13 protein-coding genes and 2 other annotated features are annotated in these 23573 nt (G+C 35.3%); of the genes, 8 read left to right on the plus strand and 5 right to left on the minus strand.

Translation table 11 applies throughout. From position 1 onward, the window contains the following. Nucleotides 1-13: 13 nt before the first annotated feature. Both odhB and WAX78_RS12340 read right to left on the minus strand, forming a co-directional pair. Nucleotides 14-1261, minus strand: coding sequence for a 2-oxoglutarate dehydrogenase complex dihydrolipoyllysine-residue succinyltransferase (odhB, locus tag WAX78_RS12335; RefSeq protein WP_336482562.1), 1248 nt, complete (start codon nucleotides 1259-1261; stop codon nucleotides 14-16). Between the two features lie 105 nt (nucleotides 1262-1366). Continuing rightward, nucleotides 1367-4216 (minus strand): 2-oxoglutarate dehydrogenase E1 component, encoded by a 2850-nt coding sequence (locus WAX78_RS12340; RefSeq protein ID WP_336482563.1) that lies wholly within the window; start codon nucleotides 4214-4216, stop codon nucleotides 1367-1369. 1033 nt (nucleotides 4217-5249) lie between these two features. Here WAX78_RS12340 and WAX78_RS12345 point away from each other — a divergent pair. From WAX78_RS12345 to WAX78_RS12360, 4 genes are all read left to right on the plus strand, one after another. Next, nucleotides 5250-6608, plus strand: a complete 1359-nt coding sequence (locus WAX78_RS12345; RefSeq protein ID WP_336482564.1) for a carotenoid oxygenase family protein — start codon at nucleotides 5250-5252, stop codon at nucleotides 6606-6608. Nucleotide 6609: 1 nt separating this feature from the next. After that, nucleotides 6610-7242: a VC0807 family protein gene (locus WAX78_RS12350; protein ID WP_336482565.1), complete on the plus strand. Its 633-nt coding sequence runs from the start codon at nucleotides 6610-6612 to the stop codon at nucleotides 7240-7242. A 443-nt stretch (nucleotides 7243-7685) separates the two neighbouring features. Continuing rightward, nucleotides 7686-11597, plus strand: a complete 3912-nt coding sequence (locus WAX78_RS12355) for a choice-of-anchor L domain-containing protein (RefSeq protein ID WP_336482566.1) — start codon at nucleotides 7686-7688, stop codon at nucleotides 11595-11597. 47 nt (nucleotides 11598-11644) lie between these two features. Continuing rightward, nucleotides 11645-15298, plus strand: a complete 3654-nt coding sequence (locus tag WAX78_RS12360; RefSeq protein ID WP_336482567.1) for an S-layer homology domain-containing protein — start codon at nucleotides 11645-11647, stop codon at nucleotides 15296-15298. Nucleotides 15299-15380: 82 nt separating this feature from the next. Here WAX78_RS12360 and WAX78_RS12365 read toward each other — a convergent pair whose 3' ends face one another. Beyond that, a complete protein-coding gene (locus tag WAX78_RS12365; protein ID WP_336482568.1) occupies nucleotides 15381-16268 on the minus strand; it encodes a DMT family transporter in 888 nt (295 codons plus the stop codon). Nucleotides 16269-16978: 710 nt separating this feature from the next. On the opposite strand from WAX78_RS12365, the gene WAX78_RS12370 reads away from it, so the two are divergent. Continuing rightward, nucleotides 16979-17596, plus strand: coding sequence for a hypothetical protein (locus WAX78_RS12370; protein WP_336482569.1), 618 nt, complete (start codon nucleotides 16979-16981; stop codon nucleotides 17594-17596). A 381-nt stretch (nucleotides 17597-17977) separates the two neighbouring features. After that, nucleotides 17978-18206 (plus strand) — a binding site (T-box leader). Nucleotides 18207-18252: 46 nt separating this feature from the next. Then, nucleotides 18253-18480 (plus strand) — a binding site (T-box leader). A 106-nt stretch (nucleotides 18481-18586) separates the two neighbouring features. Continuing rightward, nucleotides 18587-19918 carry an amino acid permease gene (locus WAX78_RS12375; RefSeq protein WP_336482570.1) on the plus strand — a complete coding sequence of 444 codons (1332 nt, stop codon included), beginning with the start codon at nucleotides 18587-18589 and terminating at the stop codon, nucleotides 19916-19918. A 320-nt stretch (nucleotides 19919-20238) separates the two neighbouring features. Here WAX78_RS12375 and WAX78_RS12380 read toward each other — a convergent pair whose 3' ends face one another. After that, nucleotides 20239-20784: a GNAT family N-acetyltransferase gene (locus WAX78_RS12380; RefSeq protein WP_336482571.1), complete on the minus strand. Its 546-nt coding sequence runs from the start codon at nucleotides 20782-20784 to the stop codon at nucleotides 20239-20241. A gap of 595 nt (nucleotides 20785-21379) precedes the next feature. On the opposite strand from WAX78_RS12380, the gene WAX78_RS12385 reads away from it, so the two are divergent. Continuing rightward, the gene (locus tag WAX78_RS12385; protein ID WP_336482572.1) at nucleotides 21380-21655 is read left to right on the plus strand and encodes a DUF1292 domain-containing protein; all 276 of its coding nucleotides are present in this window, start codon (nucleotides 21380-21382) and stop codon (nucleotides 21653-21655) included. 129 nt (nucleotides 21656-21784) lie between these two features. On the opposite strand, the gene WAX78_RS12390 is transcribed toward WAX78_RS12385, so the two are convergent. Beyond that, on the minus strand, nucleotides 21785-22291 hold the full coding sequence (locus WAX78_RS12390; RefSeq protein ID WP_461781924.1) for a DUF4825 domain-containing protein: 507 nt from the start codon (nucleotides 22289-22291) through the stop codon (nucleotides 21785-21787). 475 nt (nucleotides 22292-22766) lie between these two features. Between WAX78_RS12390 and WAX78_RS12395 the strand changes: the two genes are divergently transcribed. Next, entirely contained in the window at nucleotides 22767-23420 is a 654-nt protein-coding gene (locus WAX78_RS12395; protein ID WP_336482573.1) for a YdeI/OmpD-associated family protein, read from the plus strand. Nucleotides 23421-23573 lie beyond the last annotated feature (153 nt).

Raw genomic sequence — 23573 nt, forward strand, 5'->3', positions numbered from 1 at the left:
CAATCTATAATGATCAACCTTCTAATAATAATGATTTTGGATCTTCAAGCATTTCTTTAACCGCAACAAGGAAGCTAACAGCCTCTTTTCCATCTACGATGCGGTGGTCATAAGATAGAGCAAGGTACATCATTGGACGATTTTCCATGCGTTCTGCATCAATCGCAACTGGTCTTACTTGGATTTTATGCATACCAAGAATACCTACTTGTGGGCTGTTTAGGATTGGTGTTGACATAAGAGAACCGAACACGCCTCCGTTTGTAATTGTGAATGTTCCACCTTGTAGTTCTTTCAGTGTAAGTTTGTTATCACGAGCTTTTTTACCAAGATTGCTAATTTCGCTCTCAATTTCAGCGAAGTTTAATTGATTTGCATCACGTACAACAGGAACAACTAATCCATCTGGAGCTGCTACAGCGATTCCGATATCATAGAATTTCTTGATGATAAGCTCATCACCTTGAATTTCAGCATTTAATAATGGGAATTGTTTTAATGCTGCTACAACTGCTTTTGTGAAGAATGACATGAAGCCAAGACGAACATCATGTTTCTTTTCAAATGCATCTTTACGTTCTTTACGTAATTCCATGATAGCTGTCATATCAACTTCGTTAAATGTTGTTAACATTGCAGCCGTTTGTTGAACTTCTACAAGACGATTTGCAATTGTTTGACGGCGGCGGGACATTTTTACGCGCTCAACTGGTTTCTCAAACTCAGTAGTTGCAGCTGGTTTTGGACTTTGTTTTTCTTGTTTTGGTTGTTCTTTTGGTGCAGCAGCATGTGCTTGTACATCATGCGGTCTTACACGGCCAAGTGGATCAGTGCTGCGTACTTCATTTAAGTCGATTCCTAATTCACGTGCCATTTTTCTAGCAGCAGGTGATGCGATAGGGCGGTCTGTATTTGGAAGACCTTGCATCGGTGCTTTATTTGGCGCCGCACTTGGAGCCTCAGCTTTTGGTGCTTCAGTAACTTCTTGTTTTGGTTCTGCTGGAGCAGGTGTACTTACTGCAGTTCCGTTTGCATCTAAAATTGCAATAATATCACCAATTTCAACTGTATCCCCAGGTTCACCTAGTAGTTGTGATACAATACCTGAATCTTCTGCAATGATTTCTACATTGACTTTATCTGTTTCAAGCTCAACAACGCTTGCGCCTTTCTCAACTTTTTCACCTACGTTGATAAGCCATTGTGAAATAGTTCCTTCTGTAATAGATTCTGCAAGCTCAGGTACTTTAATTTCGATCATTTTAAATGTCCTCCCCTATTTGCCTAACAATTGATTTGATATGTTTTGTGATAATCTTCTCTAAACATGAATGGGGGAATGCCCCCCATTCATGGGAATACTTGATTACTTATTGTGAACGAAGTCTTTTTCTTCTTGTAACTTGAAATTGATATTAAGTGTTTGATTAATAATTAACTCTTGCTCTTTTCTATGAACATGTGGATCGCCGCCTGATGGACTTGAACGATCTGGACGTCCGATATAGTTCACTTTCATATTACCAGAAGCAAGCTCGAATAAAATTGGTGCGATATAATGCCAAGCGCCCATATTTCTTGGCTCTTCTTGTACCCATACGATTTCTTCCAAGTTTTCATAACGCTCAGCGATTGCTTGGATTTTCTCTTTAGGGAATGGATACAGCTGTTCAACGCGAACGATATGCACTTCATCTAACGTATGCTCTTGTTTGTTAGATTCAACATCAACTGCTAAGTCGATTGCCATTTTACCTGTAGATAATACAAGACGCTTCACTTTACTTGTTTCTGTTCCAAGGTTTGGTTGCTCTACAACCGTTTTGAAGCTGCCTTCACTTAGCTCAGAAGCAGGTGAAGATGTAAGTGGATGACGTAACAAGCTCTTTGGCGTCATAATAACTAATGGTCTTACAAAGTCTGTTCCAAGACTTGCTGCTTGGCGGCGCAGAATATGGAAATATTGTGCTGCACTTGTTAAGTTTGCAACTGTCCAGTTATTCTCTGCAGCAAGCTGTAAGAAACGTTCTGGACGAGCGCTGGAATGCTCAGGACCTTGCCCTTCATAACCGTGAGGAAGGAGTAGGACAAGTCCAGATTTTTGTCCCCATTTTGCTCTTCCTGCTGAAACGAATTGATCGAACAATGCTTGAGCTGTGTTAGAGAAATCTCCGTATTGAGCTTCCCACATTGTAAGTGTTTCAGGAGAAAATACGTTATAGCCATACTCAAATCCTACAACAGCAGCTTCAGAAAGCGGACTATTATGAACCGCGAAGGAAGCGCGTGCTTGTGGTAGACGATGCATTGGTGAATATGTTTCGTTCGTTTCTGTATCATGTAGTACAACGTGACGCTGTGCGAATGTACCGCGCTCTGAATCCTGTCCTGTTAGACGAATTGGCGTACCGTCTTGTAAAATCGAAGCAAACGCTAACGCTTCGGCATTTGCCCATTCTAGTTTACCACCATCTTTAAATGCGCTCTCACGGCGTTCAAGAATTTTTTTCAACTTTGGATATACGTTAAAACCTTCCGGCCATTGCAGAAGACTAGTATTTAGTTCTTGAAGTGTTTCTAATGGAACACCTGTCATCATTTGTGGAATTCCATTTGCAACTACTTCTGGAACTGGAATATTAGCACTTACTTCTTTTTTATCTGAAGAAACTTGATTATATTCAGCTTTCAAATGCTCTTGCACAAATTGTGTAATTGTTTCTACTTCTTCAGCATTTAGAATGCCTTTTGTTTGTAACTCTTCAGCATATAAAGCTCTTACAGTAGGATGCTTGCTAACTTTTTTATATACTTTCGGTTGTGTAACTGCTGGATCATCCATTTCGTTATGACCAAAGCGGCGATATCCGATTAAGTCAATTAGGAAATCCTTTTTGAACAGCGTACGGTATTGGAAAGCAAGAGTAGCTGCAATCAGACAAGCTTCAGGGTCATCAGCATTTACGTGCACAATCGGAATATCAAAGCCTTTCGCAAGGTCACTAGAATATCTTGTAGAACGAGAATCAGAACTATCAGTTGTGAATCCTACTGCGTTATTGGCGATAATATGAATTGTGCCGCCTGTTTGATAACCTTTCAGTCTGCTTAAGTTCAGCGTCTCAGGTACGATACCTTGACCAGGGAACGCAGCATCACCGTGTACTAAAATTGCGAAAGATTTAGAAACATCTTGTGCTGGATAACCTGCTTGCTCACGATTCTCTTGAGCAGCACGAGCAAAACCTTCAACAACTGGGTCGACAAATTCTAAGTGACTTGGGTTATTAGCTAAAGTAACTCGAGTAAGAGCACCATCAGAGTCAATGAATTGCTCTTTACCTAAATGATACTTCACATCTCCCGTCCAGCCGACATTGTTCTTGCCTTGCATCGGTGCTGAATGCTTAAATTCAGTAAACATGTGACTATAAGGTTTTTCCAATGTATGAGCAAGCACACTGAGACGTCCGCGGTGAGCCATACCAATCATAATATCTTTCACGCCGCCCTTAGCACCTTCAGAAATAATTTCATCAAGCATAGGGACAAGCATGTCAACTCCTTCTATAGAAAAGCGTTTTTGACCGACAAATGTCTTATGCAAAAATTGCTCGAAACCTTCGACTGCTGTTAATCGTTTTAAGACTGCAATTCGTTTTTCGTTTGATAATGGATGATACAGAGAAGTTGATTCCACCATTTCTTGCAGCCACGCACGTTCTTCGCTATCGTGTACATGAGCGAACTCATAAGCTAAAGATTTTGAATAAACATCTTTTAATCTATTAACGGCATCAAATGCTGTTGGAACATCCGCAGGTGCGTTTGCCCAAACCATTTTTGCTGAAATCGCTTTCAAATCATTTTCGCCTAGTCCCTCTAAAGAAAACTGCCCATCCATTTTTTCCTCCAGCGGATTAATGTGCGCAGATAGGTGACCGTATGAACGAATATTTTCTAAAACCTTTGCAGCTTTTAGAACTTTTTCTATATCTGTATTGTTTTGAGAAGAAAAATTAGAGACATTACTGTTTACATTTGTAAAATCTGCATGAAAAGGAGGAGCGCCCCATCTTGCAAAAAGCTCTTCTAACTCCGGATCAACAGAACCTGCCTGAGCTACATAACGATCGTACTGTTCAATGACATAGCCAAGGTTAGGACCATGGAACTTAGCCCACGGGTTGTTTGTATTTGTATTCTTACTCGTCATTTGACTAAACCTCCTACTCGTTAGGCTGTTTCTTTCAATATGAATGAAATAGTAACGAGTGCAATTCATTTTATATTTCTTATGTTATTACGATAATTTACATAATACAAAACGTTATTACTTATCTGTTTTGTACAAAAACATTCACAATTACTTATCACCCAGAGGATTATTCCTATTATCTAGTAAATGGATGTGAAAAAATTGCTACATAACATAGATGCGAATGATTTTTAGGGATAATATGGAAATGTATCACCTGTTGGAAAATAGTCTGAAATATATGAATGTTCAAATAAAAACGTTTTAAATTATGTATATTAAAATAATAAACGCTTTCAAAAATATTATACAACAATATAACAAAGTATAATAGGAAAAAAGATAAAATTTAGAATTGATTGTTAATTTTTATTGATTGAGAGATGAAGAGTAGTAGAAGGAGGTGTAGGTGCTAGATTAGAAGTAAAGAAATGTTAAATTATCTATTTTTATTCCGCTTTCCATCAGTGGGGAACACTGATGGAAGTTTCACTTTATTTTTGTAATAAAGCTCCCAACTCTTTTATAGAAAGGATCATATTTTTTAGACGTAATATTCTATGATAGTTTGAACAAATAGTTGTGTAAATTAATAGAAGTTAATAAAAAGAAGAAATAGTATAGAGAACGATGATTAGAAAATAATTTTAAAGAAAATTATCAATACAATTTTTGTAGAAAGATTTGTGATTTTTATTCAGTAGCGAACATAGTTTTTTAGTAATGTTTTGGCTAATGGAAAAGTAGAACGTATTTATCCCGCATTAACGGGCAGTAATACTCCCATCGCAAAATTCAGCGAAAGCAAAGAAGTAAGGCGGGAGATAAACTGCCCGTAAAAGCCCGATTGGTTCAACTAATAATCAGTGGGGATGAAGAAAACAAAACCCCCACTGATTAAAGTTTCACTTTATTCCGCTATTCGTGAGCGGTAAGACCCCCATTTCTGCCGGCATGACTTTCTTATGTTATCTTAAAGGAGGAATGTGAATTGAATACGTTTCAAAAAGGGTTAAGTAGTTTAAATAAAGAGGTGGAAATTGGAAGCTTACCAATTCAAGGACAGATTCCGATCTGGCTGTCTGGCAGTCTGTTTCGAAATGGTCCTGCCCATTTTATGGGAGGGCACTGGTTTGATGGATTAGCAATGATCCACAAGTTTTCGTTTCGTCACGGAAATGTGTCATATACAAATCGCTTTCTACGAACCGAAGCCTATCATCATGTAATGGAAGCGGGAAAACAAGTGGCTGGCTTTGGATCAGCTGGAACCGCAGGGGGCAGTAATAACACTAACGTTAATATTATGAAAATGGACCATCATTTTCTGGCTTTAACCGAATCGCCTGGGATGGTCGAATTTGATCCGCTAACTTTAAATACTATAGGTGTCTATCAATTTCAAGATAATATTCCAGCTCATATGACTACAGCTCATCCTCATCTAGATCCTCATAGTGGTCAACTCATCAATTTCACTATTCAATTTGGAAAAACAACCTTCTACCATATTTACACCATCGATCCTATGACAGCACACAGGCAATTAATTGGCAGTATTGAAACAGATCGACCAGGTTATATGCATAGTTTTGCGATTACAAATCATTATATTATTTTGTTGGAATTTCCTTTAGTAATTCAGCCTATGTTGTTAAAGACGGGTAAGAATTTCACAGACAGTTTAATTTGGAAACCAGACCAGGGCTTACGTTTTCTCGTTGTTAGTAAAGCAGACGGAAAGTTGCATCGCATAGTGGAAAGTCAAGCGGGTTTTGGTTTTCACGTAATCAATGCGTTTGAGCAAGGTAAAGATGTTGTTATTGATGCGTGTATTTCAAAAGAAGCTTCAGCTGTTACGAATCTTTCGATTGATCAGCTTACAGGCGATTCTCAAATCGGATCGCACCCCCAATTTAAGCGTTATATTTTAGAGGAAGGTCGCTCTGTTGCAGTGGAAGAGATTTTATCATTAGAAAGTATTGAACTGCCATCGATTCACTACCAAAGGTACAATGGACAAAATTATCGATACGCTTATGGTGTAAGTACAAGTCTTCTTCACCCAGAGAATATGGATAATCAGTTGATTAAAATTGATACCCGGACAGGGGAGAGTAAGATTTGGTCTCAAGAAGATTGTTATCCTGGTGAACCAGTATTTGTGGCTACACCTAACGGCACCAAAGAGGATGAGGGGATTTTACTATCAGTGGTTCTTAGCGGGGTTCAAGGACGTTCATTTTTATTGGTTTTAGATGCTCAAACCATGGATGAAATCGGAAGAGCAGAGGTTCCTCATCATATTCCATTTGGGTTTCATGGGATATATACAGAGGAGGGGATGTAACATGGAGCGAAAACAAATTGTACGTGGAATTATCCTTTCTTTACTTATTAATGCGGCATTGCCCATTTTAGTTTACGAGCTGTTATTAGGCCATGTGTCGAACATCACAGCGCTCATAATTGCCACAATGATTCCTTTAGTAGAAACTATAATCTATTTTCTGAAGTATAGAAAATGGGACGTATTTGCAGTGTTTATGTTAGTCGGATTTATTCTTGGAATTATCGCAGCTCTCATTGGCGGAGACGAAAGACTCATTTTAATTCGGGAATCCTTTGTCACAGGAGTTATGGGATTAATTTTCCTTGGCTCTCTTATCACGCGAAGACCGCTAATTTATTATTTCGCCTTACGATTTACTGTCGGAAAAACAAAAAAAGAACAAGTGGCTTTTGCTGATAAGTGGAAAAATGCTTACTTTCGTAAAGTATTGCGAATCATGACAGCAGGATGGGGAATTGTCTTATTAGGCGAGGCATTGTTGAAAGTAGTGCTTGTCTATAGTCTTTCCGTTTCTATGTTTTTAGCAATTTCTAGTTTAGTCACGTATGGATTCATTGGACTCGCAATCATTTGGACTGTCCTGTATCGCAGGAAATCACGTCAAAAAATAGATCCAACAAAAAGAATGTAAAATGATATAGCTTATATTGTTAAGCTTTCTTTACAGTCTGAAAAAGCGATCTCTTATGGGATCGCTTTTTTTGTGATTGTCTAGCTGTACACGTCTCGAATTGCGGAGGCGGCATTAAGACGATATGGTGAGAGCAGAAAATCTAATTTTCTGCGGAGAAACATAAGGGTCATATGAGGTACCGAAATCGTGATAAGCCGGCTTATCTAATAAGCTATCGCTCAAATACTAGTTAGTATTTTTAATTATTAAATTTCATTTTGATTTTTGTTGCTTTAATGTTGTCGAAAAGTATTTTAGAGACAAGAAGTCATTACATTATAAATGCTATTGAATTAGATAATAGAAATAGACTAATATAAAAATGAACTTGTAATAAAAGGTAAAAAAGGGGGGATGCAGGAAGTTGGTGTGTTTATGAAAATTAGGAAGGGGATAATCAGTTGAGGAAAAGGCAAAGTTATTTTCGGTATGTGTTAATAATTTGTATCGTTGCTACTTTGTTATTGCCACTACCGCCTTTTTATGTAAAGGCAAATGGGGAAGAAGAAAAAAAAGAGGAAAGAACATTTCAAACAATGAGTGTGCAAGAAGCGGGGAAAGATAGTAACAAAGACATTTCTGTTTCAACTTTAGATGAGAACTTAAAAGCAGAACAATTAGCAAAACAACTTGTTGGAGATGGTGCGGAAGTTCGAAGTGTGAAATATACAGGAGCAAATCAGGCAGCTGGAGCATTTCAAGCTAAACAAAATATTTTTGGACTGAACGCAGGTGTGATTTTAAGTACTGGGAATGCAAAAGGAATTATTGGCCCCAATAAATTTAAGAGCTATACACAAATAAATAATCAACCAGGGGATAGTGATGTAGAAAAGCTGTTTTTTCCGTTCTTTCCTAGTATAAAAACATATGATGCCAGTGTTTTAGAATTTGAATTTAAGCCGTCAAAAGAAAAGATGAAGATACAATATGTATTAGCATCCGAAGAATTTTCGGAATTTACTGATTATAACGATGTGGTTGGTATTTTTGTTAACGGTAAGAATATTTCGAAAGTACAAAATTCAACAATGCCGGTAGCTGTTTCTTCTATTTTTTCAGATAGGTGGTATGAAAAGTACTATACTTCAAATATAAATGGTGTGAAAAATACAGAGATGGATGGTATAAGTGCTGTACTTAATGCGGAGTCTACTGTCAATGTAAATGAATGGAATACAATTAAGTTAGTCATTGCTGATGGAAAAGATAATGGTGTCGATTCAAATGTGCTTATTAATTCTATGACATTTGAAAATGTAAAGGCTCCTGAAATTGATAGTGAAGTTTATTTCGCAGGTGCATCAATTGAGGATAAAGGGAATGACAAAGTAATTTTCACAGCACATATTGGCCGAACAAATAACATCGATAAACAAGACAGTGTGAAGTGGAAACTATCTCTTCCTAAAACAAACAATAATGCAGAGGAAATTAAAAATTCTGGTGAAATAGTCTTTAAAAAAGGTGAATCTGAACAGACGGTGGTAATGGAAGTAAATAAGCAGGACCGAGATATACAATTTGTCTTACATTCGCCCTCGGAACATACGCAATTAAGAGGGACAAACGTCCACCCTGTATTTATTCGAGAAATCTTTGTGAATCCTCAACCATTGCAATTAAAGGTGGGAGAAGAACAAACTTTTCAAGTAATCGCTCGTTATTATGATGAAAAAGAAGTAGATATTACAGAAAAAGTAGAAATAGAGGTTCATAATTCAGATATTGCAAAGGTTAGTTCAACTAATAAAATAATTGGACAAAGCGCTGGCCGGACATTAATGAAAGTTTCATATGGTCAAATTCCTCATTGGATAGATGTAAATGTAGGTGAAAAAAAACAAATAAAGGACATTGAGTTGGATAAGAAGGAAGTTAGCTTATATGAGGGAGAATACTCGCATATTAATGTTACAGCAATCTATGAAGATGGTGATGTTACCTATCCGAATTACGGAGTAAAATTAACGAGCTCGGATGAAAAGATAGTGCGTGTTTTGTATGATTTAACATTTGAAGCTGTTAGTGCTGGGGAAGCAACAATTACAGTCGAATACGAAGGAATCAAGAAAGAGATAACTGTAAAAGTAGAAAAGGACGACAGTAAAATAAAAGGAATTGACAGTAATATAAAGTATGATCGTATTCGTGTAGGAGAACCTTTTGAGTATTATATTTATGCAAATTACGATAATGGACGTGGACAAGATGTTACAAGTAAAGCAAAAGTAGAGTCTTTACATCCAGATATTATTGAAGTGGATAAACAAGGACATGCATTAATTGGAAAGAAGAAAGGGAAAGCAACATTAAAAATTACGTATAAAGATTTTACAGAAGAGGTAACAGTAGAGGTAAAAGAAAGAGTAAAAGAACTGGTAATCAGTAAAAGTCAGTTTGAATTGAAGGAACACGCTACAGACACATTTACTGTAACAGCAAAGTATGAGAGCGGCGAGGAAGAAGATGTCACGAATCAAGCTTATGCTAGCATAAATGATTGGCAATTAGCTTCGGTATCTAAAGCGGGAGAGATAACAGCATGGAAAGAGGGACAAACGACACTTCTTGTTCGTTATGAAGAACAAGAAGTCCGTATTCCAGTTTATATTCATAGTAGTCTTAAAGATATAGAAGTAGAGCCGTCAGAGATTAGCCTTCCTATTAATGAGAAACGAAGATTGCAAGTAATAGGAATTTATGAGGGCGATACGAAATCTTCTATTCAAACAGAAGCAACGTTTTCTAGTAATAATGAAAACGTAAAAGTAGATAAATTAGGAAATATAGTAGCTCAAAAAGAAGGGGATGCAGTGATTACTGTGTCTGTAGGAGCTTTTACAAAAGAAGTGAAAGTTCATGTAACAAATCAATTATTAGAATTACATGCTAGTACAAGTCATATTTCATTGAAAACAAATGAGATATATGACTTGAAGGTAACGGGAGTTTATGAGGATGGTTCTATACAAGATGTTACGAGTGGTGTAACTTTTAAATCCTCTAATTCTTCTGTTGTAACAGTAGATTCTTCTGGCAAATTAACAACTCTGAATCAAAAAGGAAAAGCAATCATTACAATTACAAAAGATGGTCAAACACTAAATATTCCCGTTGAAGTAACTGAAAAAGAAATGGGGTTATTATTAGACGTACAAGGAACGAATGGACAAGCAGTAGAACATGTTAGCATCGTAGTAGAAGATGCACAGAAGAAAATGAGTAAATTAGTAACAGACGGGAGCGGCACATTACTATTAAAACCACAAGAAGGTGCATATAAGGTATACGCATATAAAAAAGGGTATAAGCCAGTTGTAGTAGATGTGGATGTAAAGAAAGGTGAAATAACGAAGAAAAAAATAATACTAGAACCTTCACAATTATTCGATGGAAAAATGAATGTACAGCAAATGACAAAAGAAGAAATACAAAAAGCAGGTATAGATATAAATGATCCAGCGAACCGTTATGTATATAAGTTTGAGCTGTATTTAAAAGTGGAGAATGAGGATAAGAAGGTAGATTACGTCATTAATGGTAAGGGAAATATTCTTAATGGTAATTCAGCCATTGTAATTGGGGGTAATCAAGTTTATCCAGTGGTAATCCAAGGCCGAGAAGAAATGCCACCTGCTGTTGGATATATGGTCGTACCAGGGCAAGTGAGCTGGCTGAAGGAATTCTTTAAAGTAGAACTTGTTATACAAAATTTTGCAGACGAACCATTTGAATTAACGAATTCAAATGTGTCCTTACAACTACCGCAAGGATTAAGTTTAGCTCCTATCGCTACTCAGCAAAGGAATGATGTTTATTTAGGGACAATAGGCGGCAATGAAGTAAAGAGAGCGGAGTGGTATATTCGCGGTGATCAAAAAGGTCAGTACAACTTAGAGGCGCTTTTCTCTTCTACATTATATCCGTTTGACGAAGCTGTTTTTGCAAATTTCAAAACAGTAAAACCGATTGAAGTATCGGGAGAAGATGGAGTAAAGATGCACATAAAAGTGGAAAAGAAAGCTCATAAAGGCTTGCCTTACTTAGTGAAAATAGGAATCGAGAATAAATCACCAAATGCTATTTACGATTTACATGTAGAGTTAAATAAAGAAGGAAAGAAAAATTATATTTATACACCAGGGACAGTGCTTAAACGTGTTGTAGATGTTGTGAAAACTGGAGAAACGCAGTGGTTCGACTATTTGTTATTGCCAACAATAGAGGGAGATTTAAAGATTGATGAATCGTTTATTAAAAAAGTTGGGGGTAATGTAAATATCGAGACCGTTTTGTCTACAATTGATTAAAATTTTGAGGGTGCCTTTTTTCCCTCAGATTAGAAGGGGAATAATGAATGAGGAAAAAAATAAAGAAGAGATTTCAGTCTAGTTTCATTGTATTGCTATTTCTATCTTTGTTATTTAATAGTGTCCCAATCTATGCGATCGGTGATAACGTAAATACAGCGACAAAGCCTTCTGTGTCTACGATTGATAATAATGAGATAGTATTTCGTGATATTCCTACTACACACTGGGCGTATAAAGAGATTAAGCTTTTAAAAGAGTTAAAGATTGTATCAGGAAAAGATGGTGAAATATTTGGACCAGAAGATCGTTTAACGAGGGAACAATTTTTAACGATGATTGTTTTGCAACAAAGCTATGATTTTATAAATGGAAAGCAAACATTTAAAGATGTACCAACAAATAGATGGTCCAATAAATATATTGAAACAGCATTAAAACAAGGATTGATTACTAAGGAAGAATACGGCGCGAATTTTCAACCAGAGAAAGAAATAACAAGAGAAGAAATGGCGATAATTCTTGCGAAAGTATTGAAATTAGCTGAAGTAAATGAGGAAGTTCCTTTTCAAGATAAGAACGATTTTTCTAAAAATCCTAAGCTAATAGCGGCATTAGTAAAAGCAAAAATTATTGCAGGTTATCCAGATGGGACATTTAAACCGAAACAATCATTAGCAAGAGCAGAAGCAGCAGCTGTCGTTGTTCGTGTCATTGAATATGAAAATGTATTCGATGATGTTCCAAAGAATCATTGGGCATACAAAGAAATTAAACGTTTAAATGAGTTAAAGATTATATCTGGAAAAGGGAATAGAATATTTGGACCAGAAGATCGTTTAACAAGAGAACAATTTTTAACAATGATTGTACGACAACAAAAGTATAAGTTAGTTGAAGGAAAAGAAACATTCCAGGATGTTCCAGTAAACAAATGGTCAAATGTATACATTGAAACGGCTTTAAAAGAAAGCATTATTGATCAAAAAGATTATGGTGTTACATTTAACCCAGAGCAGGAAATAACGAGAGAAGAAATGGCGCTTATTACAGCAAAAGTACTGAAGTTAACGGAAGTAAATGAAGAAGTATCCTTTCAAGATAAGGATCAGTTTTCAAAGAATATTAAATTAATAGCAGCATTAGTAAAAGCGAAAATTATTACAGGTTATCCAGATGGAACATTTAAACCGAAGCAATCATTAGCAAGAGCAGAGGCAGCAGCTGTAGTGAGTAAAGCAATTGATTATAAGAAAGATGAACCAACGACAGGGGGCGGAGGCGGCACTACCCAGCCGGAAAAAGAGAAAGACAAAGCAGATGTTGTTTATAAGAAAAACGTTTACGAAATAGCTGAAAAGTATATGAAGGATATTAAAAAAATCCAAGATGATACATTGGTCTTTAAAAACGAAGCAGCTACACTTCAACCGTTAAAAGTAGGAAACATTTTAATTTTACCGTCCACTAAAGAATTTCCGATGGGATTAGCTGTCAAAATTACATCCATTACAGCGGGGGATAATGGTTCAAAAAGTGTGAAGGTAGTAACACCGGAAGCGTCGGAAGTTGTTGAGAAGTTAGATGTGAAAGGTTCGATGGATGTTACACCTGAAAATGCTACACCTGTCTTTTTAGCTGAAGGGGTTACGTTAACCAACCAGCAGCCGCTTGTGAAGAAGCAAAGCTTTTCTTATCCTATGGAGGATATATTGAAGAAAAATCTCGAACCAGCAGGTAACACGTTGCAACTATTGAAAAGTAATCTAGATCCTAAAGCAGAGTTTAGTATGAAGTTAGATGTGAAATTAAAACAGAAGGATCTAATAGGTGGAAAAAGTGATTATGGAGATAGTGTATTAGGAGTAGAAGGAGAAATAAAAATTTCAGATGTGCATATTGAGTATGAAGATGTGAATAATTTATCGGATTTGAAATACATTATGGAAATGAAAATCGAGAAAAGTTTGAAAACTTCGATTAAATACGAGAATTGTAAGGGGACAGGAAAGTCGTGTGAAGATGTTATAGACGATGAGTGGAGAGAGTTATTAACTAAGCCGTATGAAGAATGGAAAGACCAAGTAGAAAAGAAAAAATTAAAAATAAGAGGATTAAATGAGCCGCTTTTTGTTTTTCATGTCCAAAATCCAACAAACCCTATTTTTGGTGCGTTAATTGAAGGGTATCTAGTTGTTAAGGCAGATTTAACGATTGGTGTTGAAGTAGGAGTAAAAGAAGTTGATTCTTATCGTATTGGATATGAGAAGGGAAAGGAAATTCGGAAACATGAGAACGATGGTCTGAAATTTGAAGGATCAGGAAACGCAAAAATAGAAGGAAATTTAGGTATAGGAGCGAAGGGCGGCTTAACAATTGCAAATTTAATTTTAGTTGGAGCGTTTATTGAAGGTGGAGCTCAAATAGAGGGAGAAATTAGAGAATCTGGGATTGCAGATCTGAAATTAGACCAACTGGATGAACTAGATGTTTTGCAAAATGGGAGAGCGGGTTTTTGTGGGAAAATATCCTTAGCACTTTATGCCAAAGCTGGATTAGAAGCAAGCTTAATTATATATAAAGATGCGAAACTGAATATAGAATTATTAGGGAAAGTAGAGCCATTTGGCGGCTGGAATAGTTGTGAGAAGACAACACTACAAGCTAACAAACAAAATTTACGCCTTGAAGAAGGAGAACAGGGTAATTTAAAAGTATTTAAAAAGGAATTTGATGACGATCAACTGCAATTACAAACAAAAGAATTATCAAAGAAAGAAGAAATTCGAGTGACAAGTAAAGATAACAATTTAGTAGGAGTTAAGAAGGAGGGGGCAAATGACTTTTCCGTCCGTGTAAAACCGAATGCGAAAGAGAATCAAAAAGTAAATCTTGTATTTGAATTAGTAGACGATGGAGAAGTCAAAAAAGAAATTGAAGTGCCGGTTTATATTGTGAAACCGACAAAATTGAGAGTATCTCCTGAAAAAGCATTTGTGATGAAAAAACAAAAAGAACCATTAAACATAGAACTTGTAATACCGGTTCCAAAAGAGATTATTCAAAAGCAAAAAGAAGCAGGACGTCCAATCGACGATTACTATCATAAAAAAATTAGCGATTCGAATCTCGTATCGTATAAAAGTTTAAAAGATTTCGTTGCTGTAAATAAAACAGGAGAAATTACTGTAAAAGATGATGCAAAATTAGGAGATACAACGGAAGTGCAAGTTCAGTATAAAGACTTACACGGGAAAGTAAGTGTACAAGTATCTGGAAGTGAAGAAGATAAAAATGCAATTTCAGGCCTATCTTTAGAGAGTGCCAAGCAGCTTATTTTAGACGCTGAAAAACATGCAGATTATATTTTACGTGCAGCAATCTCTTCACAAGAAGAAGAATCTTTTGGAGATTTACAAAAACAATTGAGTAAATATTATGAGCCTACATTTACGGAAAAACAATTTGAAAAAGCTTATAAGTATAATAGACAATGGATTTTAGATCCGTATTACTTGTATCCGGTTACGAATGTATATCACACAGATGCGATTCAAACGTTTTCGAATGTAGCAGAAACTCCATCCACTTTAAGTGTGAAAGTAAGTGTACCAATTAAAGAGGATCCAACTCAATCATTTACGTACAACTATGATTTAGTGAAAAAAGATGGTTCTTGGTATTTAGAGAATATTAAGTAAGAAAAAGACACATCCTACTAATGTCTGTAGGGTGTGTCTCTTTTTTTATAAAAGTGGATGTCTATCTACCATGGCAAAATATCTATTCTATATTTTTCTTATAACTTAGCTTTAATAAACTCTTTAAATCTAGTTCAGCAATGAATACACTTAATAATATGAGTGTTGCACCTAAGTAACCTTTCAATGTAAGGGTTTCACCTGTGAAAAAGAAAGCAAAACCTGCAGAAAAAACAGGTTCTAATGAGAAAATAAGACCTGTATGTGTAGGGCTGGTGTGTTGCTGTGCAATAACCTGAACAATGAAAGCTATTGCTGTACAAAATATGCTTAAGGCTAAGATTGAAGACCATGATTCAACAGTGTCAGGTAGTTTTGGGGTTTCCATAAACATGGAGAAAATAAGACTAAATAGACCGACAAAACCTAGTTGTACTACCCCAAGAGTAATTGAATTAACATGCTTAGTCATTGTTCCAGTAACGATGACATGAACTGCATAAAATAAAGCGCATAAGATACATAATATATCACCAGAAGCTATCTTGAATTCGCTATTTAACGTTAATAATCCTATTCCTACTATGGTTAAAACGATTCCAAATACAACTTTTCTTTCAGGTCTTTGCTTTAAAAATATAGATGATAATATTGGAATAAAGATGACTGTGAGACTCATTAAGAAACCGGCATTAGAAACACTTGTATACTTTGTACCAAAAGTCGCAAAAACATAAACAATAAACAAAATAGAAGCTAATATAAACGCATATTTTACAGTTTTAAAATCGATTTTGGTTAAGTGCTTGAAAAATACTATAGCTGATAAAAGAAAAGCAATAATAAAGCGTAATGCGATTAAATTATATTCTTCTATGTAATTGAGGCCCACCTTTGTAAGTAAGATGGATGCACCCCAAAAAAATGTAACCATAAGTAGCATTAAATCAGCTTTTAATTGTACTTTCATCTCTATCTCCTCGTTATTTATAATTTGTAATTTTCATAATCCCTCTCCTGTTATTTATTTTAATGTTAATTCTAAATATTTCAAATAAAAAAATCCATCTATTCTTCAAGATGAATCGATCCATACAGTAGGGTAATTGGGAAATACCAAAATATAAAAGATTTTAAGTGACGATAATGAAATCTATTTTGTAGCTATTCCGAAATTCATTAATTAATGGATGAAGAAAAAGTAAATCCTTGGGAGAATATATCGGTTTATTTCAAAGTTACACCGCTTATATAATTACCTGTGATATACTAGAATTGGATTATTTTGTAATGCAGGTAAAAGGGAGAGGGGTTAGGATTAGAAATCTTATAATCTGTCAGACCAATTATTCTGTTGGTGATGAATCTTTTTATGGTTCTGAAATCACCTAAAATGGAGAAGTTCAATGGTTGCAACTCTCATTCTATTCGTAGGCGTTTTTTATTATTCCTGGATCTATATTTAAGGTATGACACATGGTCCTTTTTAAAAGCGGGAAGGTGGAGCTGTATATATAGAATAAGAGAATCAGTATAAATGATATGAAAAAATGTATTTATTAGGTACTCCACTTATCATGTTCAAACAAACAGGCATAAGGTTGAGGATTTGTATTTGCAGACTAAAAATGTATTTTTGTAAAAAGTAAATGCTCTTATTTACATAGGGAGGGTATTTTGTTGAAGGGAAATCAAGAATATAGAGGATATTGGAGAAGTTTTATTATTTTTACATGTATCGTTGGTTTCATTGTTGGTTTTTTTTCGGTTGTTTCTGATAACTTACCTGATTTAAGTAATGGCGCAACAGCTTTTGAATTCATCATTTCCTATTTAGCAATAATGATTAACTCCTTGCCAATGTGGTTTATACTTGCAATGCTTGTTGGGTATATATATGCAAAGGATATTAAGAAATCTGTATTACTTGGTGCTATCTATACAATCACTGCAATTACATTTTATTTCGTGATTGGCTATTTTTATCAAGATGTACCAGTAGCAGTACCATTTAAAGAACAGGTAGTCGCATATGCGACTTGGTACGGAGCATCAGCTGTCGGTGGTATTTTGGGTGGGGTTGTAGGATTTTTTATGAAAAAAACATCTTATGCATTACTGCCTTTAGCTGTAGGATTAATCTTACAATTATTTGTAAACGGTAAAAATAGCTGGAACGACGTTATTGGTATTGCGCAAAATGTTACCTATTGTCTAATGATAGGAATCATTGTTATTCATTTAATAATTGAAAGGTTTAACGTAGTCTTAGTAAAAAGACAAGAAGAACGGATGTAGCTATCTTGCTTTTGATTTCGAACTTTATATCAGCCAATCACGAAATTTTTCGGTTGCTTTTCCTTTTTTTGAATAGAAATAGCAAGGTTTTCTATTACTACTTATTTTAGTGTTCATTTTAAATATTTAAAATGAACATACGGAAATGCCCCTGTGAAGTTAACATAACCTATTGTTATAGAGATAGAGAATAGTTTCTTCATAGATGCGTTGATAGCGTACAGGCGCAGCTCTCTTTGCATAAAAACGTTGTATTATTTCCTTTAGCAAAACATACCTAAATAAATATTGCTTAAAACCATTGACAGAATATTAATGCACCCCCTATAATACAAAACATACTTACTAAAGAACGTAATTACGTCATATAAATTGAAATATAATTGAGCAATGAAGGGAATATAAGTAGTGCTTATCTCACTGTTTTAGAGAGCTGATGGAAGGTGAAAATCAGTACAAAGATAAGGATGAATTTCGATCCTGGAGCATTTTTTTCGAAGTAAAGGGCAACCTTTATGAAGGGAAAAACGGTCAAAAATGATCGTTAACAAAATCGAGCGGCAGACTAAGTCTGCAACTAGGGTGGTACCGCGATATATTCGTCCCTACTGATACAATCAGTAGGGACTTTTTTATTATATAGAAAACATAATATAGGAAATGCAATGAAAGGAATACAGTAATGCTTATTTCCCTGTTTCAGAGAGCTGATGGAAGGTGCGAATCAGTACATAAATAAGTGTGAATTTCAATCCCGGAGCATCTTTTTCGAAATAAAGGGCGACCTTTATAGAGGGAAGGACGGTCAAAAGATCGTTAACAAAGTCAAGAGGCAGACTTAAGTTTGCAATTAGGGTGGTACCGCGGTGTAAATCGTCCCTGTCATTTAGGACAGGGGCGATTTTTTTATTGGAAGAAAAACTACACTTGATTCTATTGAATCTTTTGTTAAATAAAAAAATCTTTATATTAAAATGAGGAGGAAAAATTATGGAATTACAAAAAAGGTTATTGCCGCGACATATCCGTTTGATGGCACTCGGAGGAGCAATCGGCACAGGTATATTTAAAGGGACTTCTGAAACAGTATCGATAGCGGGGCCGGCAGTTATTTTTTCTTATCTGTTTGCCGGATTATTGCTTCTTGTTGTAATGAGTGCAATTGCGGAGATGGCTATCGCTTATCCTGGGATGAATATGAAAGGATTTATTCATAAAGCATTTGGAACGAACGTGTCGTTTGTGATTGGATGGCTGTACTGTTTCATGTGGTTAGTTGTATGTGTTATTGAAGTGATAGCTGCGGGAAGCTTTCTGCAATATTGGTTTCCTTCTATGTCTTTATGGTCTTTAAGTCTTATTAGCGCTATTTTCATTGTGGTTATTAATTTTATGAATGTGAAGAATTACGGAGAGTTTGAATTTTGGTTTGCCGGAATTAAAATTACGATGATTGTTCTATTTCTTGTTTTAGGCGCAGGTATTTTATTTGGCATTATCCCGAGCGATGGAACTAACTATATGCAAAACTATGTACAGCACCAGGGATTCTTCCCGCACGGCTGGTCAGGAGTATTTTCCGCATTGTTAGTCGTAATTTTTTCTTACGGTGGTTCTGAACTTATCGGATTGACTTTAACAGAAACAAAGGATGCAGAGAAGGTATTGCCTAAAGTGATTAAAGGAGTAATTTGGAGAATCGTATTATTCTATACGCTCCCAATCCTTGTCATTTGCGGATTAATTCCATGGAATGAAATCGGCAACCAAGCAAGCCCGTTTGTGCAAGTGTTATCTGCGGTCGGATTTAAAGGAGCGGCTCATATTATGAACTTCGTCCTTATTACAGCTGTTTTGTCCGCTGCAAACTCCGGTGTTTATGGCTGTACACGTATGCTGCATTCCTTAGCTACAGAAGGGGAAGCACCGAAGCTGTTTTCACATGTTTCCAAGAATGGTGTTCCATTATATAGCGTTATCTTAAGCTCTATTGTTCTTATTGGGGGGACATTTGTTGCGTACTTTTCCCCTGACCGTGTTTTTGGGTATTTGATGGCAATTCCGGGATTTACGGTATCAGTGGTGTGGATCAGCATATGTTTAGCACAACTGAAGCTTCGCAAAACATATACAAAGTTGCCGCATTTTAAAGTATGGGGATTTCCATATGTGACCTCATTCACTGCAATAGCGTTAACTATTAGTTGTGTGGCATTTGCATTCAGCGATCAGAACCGAGCAAGTATATTTCTTTGTTTAGGCATTTTAATAATCTTAATTCTATGTTCTGTTTTTGTAGGCAAAAAGCAAAAAATGGACTAATACTACATTTTAAGATAAATGAAAAGGCAGACTGTTAATTGTTTTTATTAAGTAACAGAAAAAACAGGGTATTCTTGATTAAGACTACATCTCTTATATAATATTATAGTTTTTATAGGAGAGGAAATGAGGAGAATAGATACAAGCAGAGACTATGTGCTTGATCTATTCTTTTTTTGTACAACATATGACATCATTTACTACAACATAGAAGAACCGATGTTACAGTAAGACCCTCAATAAGCGGTGTACAAAAAAATGAAGACCGCGCGGCCTTCATTTTAGTCGACATAGTTCCCGTTATTGGAAGTGAAATGGGCTTACACATCCAAGCTGTTGATGATAGCTAATATTTGATGATCTGTCCATTTGCCATTAATCTTTAGATTTTCTTTAGCTATACCTTCTTTTTTAAACCCTACTTTTTCTAATACACGAATAGATGCTATATTGTCAGGCATAGCTCCTGCTTCAATTCTATGTAGTTTTAATTCTCTAAAAGCAAAATCTACAACAAGTTGAAGAGCTTCTGTTGTATAGCCCTTTGCATTATATTCCTTATCTAAAGTAAATCCCGTATAACAGCTTTGTACGTCTCCCCTAGTAATTTGAGTTAATGAAATGTCTCCGATAAGTTTATCAGTTGCTTTTAAAAAGATTCCAAAAGCATATATTTGCCCTTCATCTTTCTTTCTTAATGCCCGTTCAATGCGTATTTTTTGATGTTCTTCTGTATAAAAAGCTTCTGGGAGTAATGGGCAAACTCGTTGGAAAAATTCGCGATTTCTAGTATGTAATTTAGCTAACTCGCTGGCGTCAGAAATCTTGTAAAGTCGAAGATATATTTGTTGTCCTACTAGTTTCATAAAACCCCTCCGATATCCTTTTAATACAATTTTATCATGGTTAATGAAAGAAAAGATTGATAAATATCATATTCATGTGAAGTTAACATAACGTATCATTATCAGCAGTAATCAAATCCCAGAAACCCATTCATACCAGGAGTTTTCCAGCCTTCTGTTCCCTCCACTGTATGCAGGATTTAATACAGCCCTGTCACAATAGCATTGGCAGTTTAAACCGTTTTCGTAGCCTGCATGAAACCCTGCATATCCTTAACATATAAAATCCTCGTTTTACCGTCAGTACCCTATGCCCATCAAGATAAGATTTTGACATATCCCCAAAACGAAAAATTTATATCTCGACAGTTATTTATGAGAGTTCAACTCATTTTTTTCGTTTTAGGGGCAACCCATTTCTAAAGTTGATGGGCATGTGACGAGAGCTCAAAATGTATTCATTCATATTCACAGATGATATCCTTTTAGTTGGATTCTTACGCTGAAGTAGCAAGAAATTGTTGTTCTTTGAGCATTAATTTGATATTTTATGGAAAGATATACTAGTAAGTATACGATTTGAAAATTCTATTTTTTAGAGTATAACAGGAGGAGAATGAATATGACGGAAATTGAAGTAGGCGAAATTTTTACCCTTAGCGATGAGAGTAATGAGGAGCAGGAAGTTGAAGTGCTCGGAACGATGAATGTCGAAGGAGCAGAATACATTGCTGTTGGCTTTGTAGAAGACATTCAAACGGAAACAGAGGAAGACATTGATATCTTCTTTTTAAAAGTAGAAGAAGATAATGAATTCTCATACATTGAGAGTGACGAGGAATTTGAAAAAGTATCTGCTGCGTTTGAGAAAATTATGGACGAGCAAGAATAATATTGGTTGGACACAAGAGGCGGATGCATATCTGCCCTCTGTTTTTGTTTTATAAATTTGGCTCTGTTAAAGATAGTTGTTGATAATATCCTAAAAATAAGAGTGCCCTGGATTAGAGCACTCTTGCTTTTACTGGTGAAAAAACTGATTAACTGAGTCCTCAGACTTCAAGTGTTCCTGTATCAGTTTCTTTAAGTCTTGTTCATTTTCAAACCCATCCAATTTATTGTTGTACCAATCTTGCAATTTCTCTTTTGTTACAGAGAATTCTTGGTCTGGAAATTTGAATGTAATCCAATCTACATTTTTAATTAAAGCAAAAAGAAATGTAGAGTTTGATATAACAGTTTCCTTCATTTCTTTATCTACTTTTTTTACATCTATATCTTTGTATTCCAAAATAATTCCATATGGTTCTTTCTTGGTCTCAAGTGAAATTTGATTTAACTCTTTGTTATGTGCCAATTGTTTTACGATATTTCCAACTGCACTGTTGTCACCTACATATGAATTCTTATATTGAAACAAATCTGTTTTTGAATCAGCATTTAGACTACATCCACTCAATAATATCATTAGCGATAACAATGAAATAAAATAAATGGTAATCCTCTTCACTGTTTCCTCACCTTTCATCTGATATTTTTATCTAATCTTATCATATTCGATAAAATCCCTTCTAATAATTTCTTGTTTTGGGATTTTCAAAGCAATCAATTTACAGAGAATTTAGAGGGTGCTTATTTATATAAAAATAAATGATTAAGTTTCTACCGCAACATTGCATTTTATGTTGTAGTAAATGAGGACATATGTTGTACAAAAAAATAGATACAAGCACAATGATACAGCTTGTATCTATTTTTTAAATCTTTCTCCTATAAAAACTATAATATTATATAAGAGTTATTGTTTTAATCAATCATATTTTCGTTTTTCAGTTACTTAATAAAATAATTGGATGGTCTGCCTTTTTATTTTAAGCAGTTATTTACGAACGTCTATACACCAGTGATCCTCTTTACAGACATTTTTATCTGAATAAGGTACACTTTATTAGAAAAATAAATGAAACTTAAATTGTAATAAATCAAAAACGAAGGAGCCCATTATGACAATTATTGATAAATTAAAATTAAATAAATTCACAAATATGGCTGTAATCAATCAGCCAAGCGACTATAATGTCTTTACTGAACAAACGACTACCTTTTCGAAAGATCATGATGCTATTTTCATTTTTGTAGAAACAATTGATGAGATGGTTACACATACACAATTTATTATTAATAATGAACAGCTTTTACTTGAGAAAGGCTATGTATTTTTCGCATATCCGAAAAAGGGGAATACTCGTTATAAAACCTTTATTCATAGAGATGAAATGTTTCCAGCAATGAACGTTGGAGAAGATGGATATATAGGGAATAGTGATATTAAGTTCGCGCGTATGGTAAGCATGGATGACGTGTTCACTGTTGTTGGTTTAAAACGTGAAAAAAAGAAAGAAAAGAAAACATCGAAGGCGAGCCAATGCGTTGCCGATTATGAGAACAATGTGAAGGATGTTGAAGCATTATTAGCGAATCATCCGAATGAACTTAAGTTTTATCAAAGCTTAACACCTGGATATCAAAAAGACTGGGCACGTCACATATTCTCGGCGAAGCAACAACAAACACGCGATAAGCGTCAGCAACAAATGGTTGATATCCTTTCACAAGGGTACAAAACAATCGATTTGTTTCGTAGGAAGAAGAAATAAAGTGAGACTTCCATCAGTGGGGATTTTCATTCCCCACTGATGGAAAACTCACTTTCAAAGCTAAAAACTAACTTATTTCCATTTTGGTAATGGATTCATCAAAACTTTATTATTCAAGATATTTAAGCTTGTACATTTGTATTACTTATAGAA

Source organism: Bacillus yunxiaonensis (genome assembly GCF_037104695.1).
In the GTDB taxonomy this organism is placed as follows: Bacteria; Bacillota; Bacilli; order Bacillales; family Bacillaceae_G; genus Bacillus_A; species Bacillus_A yunxiaonensis.

What these genes read in the sequence shown, in the direction of transcription:
- odhB (WP_336482562.1), bottom strand. Translation starts at nt 1,261, where the DNA reads ATGATCGAAATTAAAGTACCTGAGCTTGCAGAATCTATTACAGAAGGA.
- WAX78_RS12340 (WP_336482563.1), bottom strand. Translation starts at nt 4,216, where the DNA reads ATGACGAGTAAGAATACAAATACAAACAACCCGTGGGCTAAGTTCCAT.
- WAX78_RS12350 (WP_336482565.1), top strand. Translation starts at nt 6,610, where the DNA reads ATGGAGCGAAAACAAATTGTACGTGGAATTATCCTTTCTTTACTTATT.
- WAX78_RS12360 (WP_336482567.1), top strand. Translation starts at nt 11,645, where the DNA reads ATGAGGAAAAAAATAAAGAAGAGATTTCAGTCTAGTTTCATTGTATTG.
- WAX78_RS12365 (WP_336482568.1), bottom strand. Translation starts at nt 16,268, where the DNA reads ATGAAAGTACAATTAAAAGCTGATTTAATGCTACTTATGGTTACATTT.
- WAX78_RS12375 (WP_336482570.1), top strand. Translation starts at nt 18,587, where the DNA reads ATGGAATTACAAAAAAGGTTATTGCCGCGACATATCCGTTTGATGGCA.
- WAX78_RS12380 (WP_336482571.1), bottom strand. Translation starts at nt 20,784, where the DNA reads ATGAAACTAGTAGGACAACAAATATATCTTCGACTTTACAAGATTTCT.
- WAX78_RS12385 (WP_336482572.1), top strand. Translation starts at nt 21,380, where the DNA reads ATGAATATGACGGAAATTGAAGTAGGCGAAATTTTTACCCTTAGCGAT.
- WAX78_RS12390 (WP_461781924.1), bottom strand. Translation starts at nt 22,291, where the DNA reads ATGAAAGGTGAGGAAACAGTGAAGAGGATTACCATTTATTTTATTTCA.
- WAX78_RS12395 (WP_336482573.1), top strand. Translation starts at nt 22,767, where the DNA reads ATGACAATTATTGATAAATTAAAATTAAATAAATTCACAAATATGGCT.